Annotated in this window: 2 protein-coding genes; both read right to left on the bottom strand. The window is 45.4% G+C overall.

Annotated elements, in window-relative coordinates; translation table 11 throughout:
- Positions 1-533, bottom strand: a 533-nt coding sequence (locus R7Q48_RS27210; protein WP_318133365.1) for a 3-deoxy-D-manno-octulosonic acid kinase, incomplete at its 3' end; no start/stop codon positions are given.
- Between the two features lie 10 nt (positions 534-543).
- Positions 544-724: diacylglycerol kinase (locus R7Q48_RS27215; protein WP_318133367.1), on the bottom strand; the 181-nt coding region annotated here is incomplete at its 5' end.

The raw sequence follows: 724 nt of genomic DNA on the forward strand, positions 1-724 counted from the left end.
TTGTCATCGATCAAGATGTTGTGGATATTCAGGTCTGTGTGATTAACGCCAGCGTTGTGCATTTTGGCAATTTCTTGCCCTATTTTTTGATACATTCCTTCCGGTAACGGTTTTTCCTGCAAGATACTGACCAGGTCTCTTGCGTTAGGAATGCGCTCACTCAATAAATCGGCCTGATATGTCAATCCAGATTTCACAGCTCTCGCAGCAATTGGCCTTGGCACATGAACACCTGCATTAATCAGTGTAAGTAATAGTTGGAACTCTTGCGCACAACGCGTTTGCTCCCAACCTGAAAACCAATAATTGTCTTTAACTAACTTACCAAACAAGCCACCACGTCGATAATGACGCAGAGCGGCTTGCATCGTATCAAGCTGAACAAACCAAGTCGTGCCACGCCCTGACGCACTGCCAGTTACTTTGTTGGTGGATTGCCAATACTCGGCATCAAAAATAGGCTGACTAGGATCTTCAATAAGCTCCTCATCAAACCAAATGACTTGGTTGCTATCTCGATACTGCTGAATCATGTTGTAACCTCTAGCCTAGGTAGCGACTGGCCAATATGCATAGCCAAGTAAAAGCTGCGAACGCCAACGCAACCATAACGGCTGCCGATCCTATATCTTTAGCGCGGCCACTTAATTCATGGCGTTCAACACCAATGCGATCCACCACTGCTTCTATCGCGGAGTTAATCAGTTCGACAATCAGAACTAAT

This window comes from Vibrio sp. 378, assembly GCF_033339435.1.